Raw genomic sequence first — 5343 nt, forward strand, 5'->3', positions numbered from 1 at the left:
CGATCTTCTTCATCGTTAACTTTGGAAATATTAAAATGAAAAAGAGTTAAATATCCAAACGACGTTTAACTCTTTTTCATTTGTCAGTTCATCTTCAGTAAAATTAAATTGAATTGCTGAGTTGATTGAAGGAAAACTCAATCAGAACAATAAGTTCTTCGGGGTACGGGCAAACGGGATCACATCGCGGATATTCTGCATTCCGGTAACATACATGATGAATCGTTCAAAGCCCAGACCAAAGCCCGCATGCTGGCAGCCACCATAGCGGCGCAGATCCAGATACCACTGCAGTCCGTCTTCATGAACACCCATTTCCTTCATTCGGCTCTGCAGCACTTCCAGCCGTTCTTCACGCTGAGAACCGCCGACCAGTTCACCGACTGCCGGCACCAGTAAATCGCAGGCTGCCACAGTTTTCCCGTCATCGTTCATCCGCATATAGAACGCTTTGATATCCTTCGGATAATCGATCAGGAAGACCGGACCTTTTACAACTTCTTCGCACAGATAGCGCTCATGCTCCGTGTTGAGATCCATTCCCCAGGAAACCGGGTTTTCAAACTTTTTCCTGGCTTTCAACAGATGATCGATCGCTTCGGTGTATGGCATCCGGACGAATTCGCTGTTCAGCACATGATTCAGCCGTTCCAATAACGTGTTGTCAATAAACTGGTTGAAGAATTTCATTTCTTCCGGACAGTTGTCCATGACGTACTGAATGCAGTATTTGATCATATCTTCAATCAGATCCATATCATCTTCCAGATCTGCGAACGCAATTTCCGGTTCGACCATCCAGAATTCAGAAGCATGGGTCGTTGTGTTGGAGTTTTCCGCACGGAAGGTCGGGCCAAAGGTATAAACATCACGGAAAGCCATCGCAAACGCTTCCGCCTGCAGCTGACCGGAAACTGTAAGGTTTGCTTTCTTGCCGAAGAAGTCCTCTTCGTAGTTGCCATCCTCACGGGTAGTGACAGTAAAGACCTCGCCTGCGCCTTCTGCGTCGTTGCCGGTGATGATCGGTGCGTTGACATAAACAAAACCCTGATCCTGGAAAAATTCATGGATCGCCATCGCCAGGACCGAACGGACGCGGAAAACCGCGTTAAAGGTGTTGCTGCGCGGACGCAGATGTCCGATCTCGCGCAGATACTCAAATGAATGCCGTTTCTTCTGCAGCGGATAGGTGTTGTCGCAGGCGCCTTCCAAAATCACTTCTGTGACCTGCAGCTCAAACGGCTGCTTTGCCTGCGGCGTCAGCACGACTTTTCCCGTGACGGTCAGCGCCGTGCCGGTCAGATATTTGGACACGTCCTGAAAGTTGGCCAGATCGGAAGAATAAACCAGCTGGGCGTTGCGGAAATACGTTCCGTCGTTCAGCTCGATAAATCCGATGGAGCCGTTGTTGCGGTTGGTTCTGACCCATCCCTGCAGCTGGGCATACTCGATCTGATCGGTTTCCATGGTGCTGCCGGAACAGGCCATCTCGTAAAGTTCTCTGACGGTCATGAATGTAAGCATACTTTTCTCCTTTTGTTTGTTTATGAATAAAAAAACGTTCCTGATCAAGGAACGTTAAACAACGTGGTGCCATCCTCATTTACCCGGATGATCGCAAAATCATCGGGCCTCAGGGTGCGTTAACGCCGCCGACGGGATCGTCTACTGTCAGTTCTCCGATCCGGCTCCCAGAGTGTTCCGCATTCCCTGACTGAACTCCGGCTTTCACCCTGCCCGGCTCGCTGTGCTTCAGTAATAGGATCGTTCTCTTTTCGCTGCCTTCTACTTTTTCATATTGTTGGTTTCAAAAACCAATTCCTGGATCGTGGATACAACGTCGATCGGCTTGACCAGAACTCCCTTGGGAACCTGGAAATGCTCATGCGAGAAATCAACAATCCCGGTAATGCCGCATTCGATCAAACGATCGGCTGCGTCCTGAACATTCGACGAAACGCACAGGATCGCGATTCGACAACCTTCTGGAATCTTATCCTTCATTTCATCAACGTGGTAAACCGGAATTGGCGTCTTCCCGACAGACTCCGGACGGATGTCAAAGGCACATACAATCTCGCCGACAACATGGTTCCAGCGATTGTAATTCATTAAAGCTTTCCCAAGGTTGCCTGCTCCGACAAGAATAATCTTCTCATCGAATCCCATGCCCAACTGCTCGTTGAATATTTCAATCAGGCGGTCAACGTCATAGCCATAACCTTGCTTCCCCAGCGATCCCAGGAATGAGAAATCCCGGCGGATCGTCGTGGACTCAATAGCCACATATTCCGAAAGCTCCTTGGACATGATCCGGGTTACGCCGGAATTTTTGAGTTTGCGTAAAGCTTTCAGATAGATTGGATAACGCTGCAGTGTAGCCTTAGGGACTGACTTTGTTGGCATACTATCAACCCCTTCTGCATTATTCTAGCACACTTGTTTTAAATTGTGAATGATTTAATGAATTGAACTTGTTTCAATTTCCATCGACGGGTTCGCGGCGATGTCCAACGAGCCGTTTAAACCGTGCGTATACGCCGTCCATCCCGCGGCGCCAATCATCGCGGCATTGTCCGTGCAGCACCATAACGGCGGAATCGTCAGATGAACCTCCGGCGTTTCCTGAATCATCTCCGAGATTTTCTCACGCAGGCGCGAATTGGCCGCCACGCCGCCTGCCAGCACAACCTGCTTCGGTTTAAATTCCCTGACCGCCTGCATCGTCTTTTTCAGCAGCGTGTCCAGCGCCGCTTCCTGGAAAGCGTAGGAAAGGTCTTCCTTGTTCAGCTCCTCACCTTTTTTACTTTCCCGGTCGATCAGCTGCAGGACCGCTGATTTTAGACCGCTGAAGGAGAAATCAAGCGGTTTTTCCGTCTTTGGCTTCGGCAAGGTGTAATGCGGATGTCCCTGTTTCGCCATTTTATCAATGACCGGGCCGCCCGGATATCCGGTTCCCATCACCCGGGAAACCTTGTCGTAAGCCTCGCCGATCGCATCGTCCTGCGTTGTGCCGAGGATTTCAAATGACCATTCATCCTTCATCCAGACCAGCTCGGTATGACCGCCGGACACCACCAGCGCAATCATCGGGAACCGCAGTTCGTCGACGAAGCGGTTGGCATAGATGTGCCCGATGATGTGATGCAGCGGGATCAGTGGTTTATCGTAATACCAGGCCAGGGTTTTCGCAGCCTGGACGCCGACGTGCAGCGAGCCGACCAGACCGGGTCCCTGCGTTACCGCGATCGCCAAAATATCATCCATTGTTACTTCAGCCTGAACCAGCGCTTCTTCGATCACAACGGAAATATTTTCAACATGGATCCGCGAAGCGACCTCCGGCACAACGCCGCCGTATTTTTTATGGACGTTAATCTGTGAAGAAACGATGTTGGAACAGATTTTACAGCCATCCTCCACCACCGCGGCGGCTGTTTCATCACAGCTGGACTCAATCGCCAGGATTAAATTCCGTTTCATAAATTCCCTCCTATTGGTTTCATCATCAAATACGCATCTTCATGATTATCCTGATAATAACCTTTCCGGATATTGATAATTTCAAAACCATATTTTTTGTAACAGGTCAAAGCTGGGGCGTTGCTGACGCGAACCTCCAGCGAAATCATTTCGCAGCCATTCTCTGCGGCGCAGTTGATCATGTGATCCATCAGCCGCGAAGCCCAATGCTGACGGCGGTAAGGAAGGTCCACGCCGATTGTCGTGATCTGCGCCTGATCGAACGTCGTCCAGACGCCGGCATAGCCGACAATCGTTCCTGCTTCGTTTTCAGCCACAAATAAATGAGAGTATGGGTTTTCCTTTAACTCATATTCATAGCTTTCCCGCGGCCAGGGCGAACTAAACAACCGCAGCTCCATTTCGCAGACAATTTCTAAATCGTCCAGCGTCATTTCCCGGATCATGCTTTTTTTACCAGATAGTCGTCGGCCGATTTCAGGTACTCCGGCACTAACAGATGAACGTTCTCAACCTTCTGCCATTGCGGCCGCGCAAGGAGGAAAGCTTCTGCCAGATCGGGATAACAATCTTCCAACCCCAACAGGGAACAATCACCGACCAGTTCTAAATCGCCGGCTTCTTCAATCCGCGCCTGAATCTCGCTGAGCGGCAGCACGTCTTCTTTACCGATCAGTTTTCCCTTTTCAATAAATCCAAAATAAGCACGCTGGCTGCGGGCGTCCAGCAGTACGCCAGCTTTCTCTTTTCCAGCCCCAATCAGTTCCAACGTCGGCAGCGCATACAGTGGTAAATGCGCCGTAGAGCATAACACCTTGGCGACCGTCATCGCGATCCGCACGCCGGTGTAGCTGCCCGGTCCTTTTGTCACTACGACTTCGTTGATCGCCTTCGGCGTCAAATGACATTCCTCAAGCAATGCGGTTAACTGCGGAAAGATCATTTCCGACTGTCGCTTCCAGGAAGACAGGCAGCGTTTGCCGATGAGCTGATCATTCTCAATCAAAGCCAGCACCAGAAACTTACTGCTGGTATCCATACATAAAGTAATCATTTTAATGCCTCCATCAATTCGACATACTTTTCATTTTCGGTTTCCAAAACGATCTGGCGGCGATTCTCGCCTAAGCGACGCAGCGTAATCCGCAGCGGTTCCGTTTGATCCAGGTCTTCCATATATTCCGGCCATTCGATAACCGTCAGGCCCTCGCCGTCGATCATTTCCTCAAAACCCAGTTCCTGATGCGTCCCTTCCAGACGATAGGCGTCAAAATGATACAATGGCAAACGGCCTTGATAAATCTTCAATATCGTAAAAGTAGGACTGCTGACAGTGCGGGTGATTCTTAGTCCCCGGGCAATCCCCTGGGTCAGCGTCGTCTTGCCGGCGCCTAAATCCCCGCTCATCGTCCACACCATATTGGGCTTGGATAAACTTCCCATTTTCTCACCGAGAGCTTTGGTTTCCTGCGGTGTTTCTGTTATGAATTCAAGCTTCATTTGTTCACATCCTTTCTTCAGTGTCACTTGGAAAATATTATAGCACAGATTTAAAGCACGGGAGAAAGAAAACCATACCTGTATTTAAATCGACAATTATTTTATTTTTCCTTTTTGATTGGAACTCTGATTGCAAATCTGAAAAGCAATAAAAAAGATGAAAACCGTTTTAACACAGAACAATTTCCCCTTATTTTATGAATCCTTGATTCAATATGCATGGAAATCCATTCCAGCGCTTCCGGATTTCCTCAACGAAACAAACTGCTTCCTTCCCCCTTTTCGGATCAATCCAGCGAGAAACAAAAAAAGGCTCCCTGAGAAAGGGAACCGGAGAACCTGGCAACGAGCTACGTTCAC

At 49.3% G+C, this 5343-nt stretch carries 6 protein-coding genes; all 6 read right to left on the reverse strand.

Going from position 1 to position 5343, the window contains the following annotated elements; genetic code table 11:
* Positions 1–141 precede the first annotated feature (141 nt).
* Entirely contained in the window at positions 142–1524 is a 1383-nt protein-coding gene (gene asnS, locus AC5OW4_RS14270) for an asparagine--tRNA ligase (protein ID WP_493677127.1), read from the reverse strand.
* A gap of 261 nt (positions 1525–1785) precedes the next feature.
* Positions 1786–2406 carry a redox-sensing transcriptional repressor Rex gene (locus AC5OW4_RS14275; RefSeq protein ID WP_006060166.1) on the reverse strand — a complete coding sequence of 207 codons (621 nt, stop codon included), beginning with the start codon at positions 2404–2406 and terminating at the stop codon, positions 1786–1788.
* A 54-nt stretch (positions 2407–2460) separates the two neighbouring features.
* On the reverse strand, positions 2461–3483 hold the full coding sequence (gene tsaD / locus AC5OW4_RS14280) for a tRNA (adenosine(37)-N6)-threonylcarbamoyltransferase complex transferase subunit TsaD (RefSeq protein ID WP_072683631.1): 1023 nt from the start codon (positions 3481–3483) through the stop codon (positions 2461–2463).
* On the reverse strand, positions 3480–3929 hold the full coding sequence (gene rimI / locus AC5OW4_RS14285) for a ribosomal protein S18-alanine N-acetyltransferase (RefSeq protein WP_195396108.1): 450 nt from the start codon (positions 3927–3929) through the stop codon (positions 3480–3482). Before rimI ends, tsaD begins: the two co-directional genes overlap by 4 nt.
* On the reverse strand, positions 3926–4537 hold the full coding sequence (tsaB, locus tag AC5OW4_RS14290) for a tRNA (adenosine(37)-N6)-threonylcarbamoyltransferase complex dimerization subunit type 1 TsaB (protein WP_493677128.1): 612 nt from the start codon (positions 4535–4537) through the stop codon (positions 3926–3928). Before tsaB ends, rimI begins: the two co-directional genes overlap by 4 nt.
* The gene (gene tsaE / locus AC5OW4_RS14295) at positions 4534–4983 is read right to left on the reverse strand and encodes a tRNA (adenosine(37)-N6)-threonylcarbamoyltransferase complex ATPase subunit type 1 TsaE (RefSeq protein WP_493677129.1); all 450 of its coding nucleotides are present in this window, start codon (positions 4981–4983) and stop codon (positions 4534–4536) included. Before tsaE ends, tsaB begins: the two co-directional genes overlap by 4 nt.
* Between the last annotated feature and the right edge of the window lie 360 nt (positions 4984–5343).

The organism is Holdemania sp., assembly GCF_986127675.1.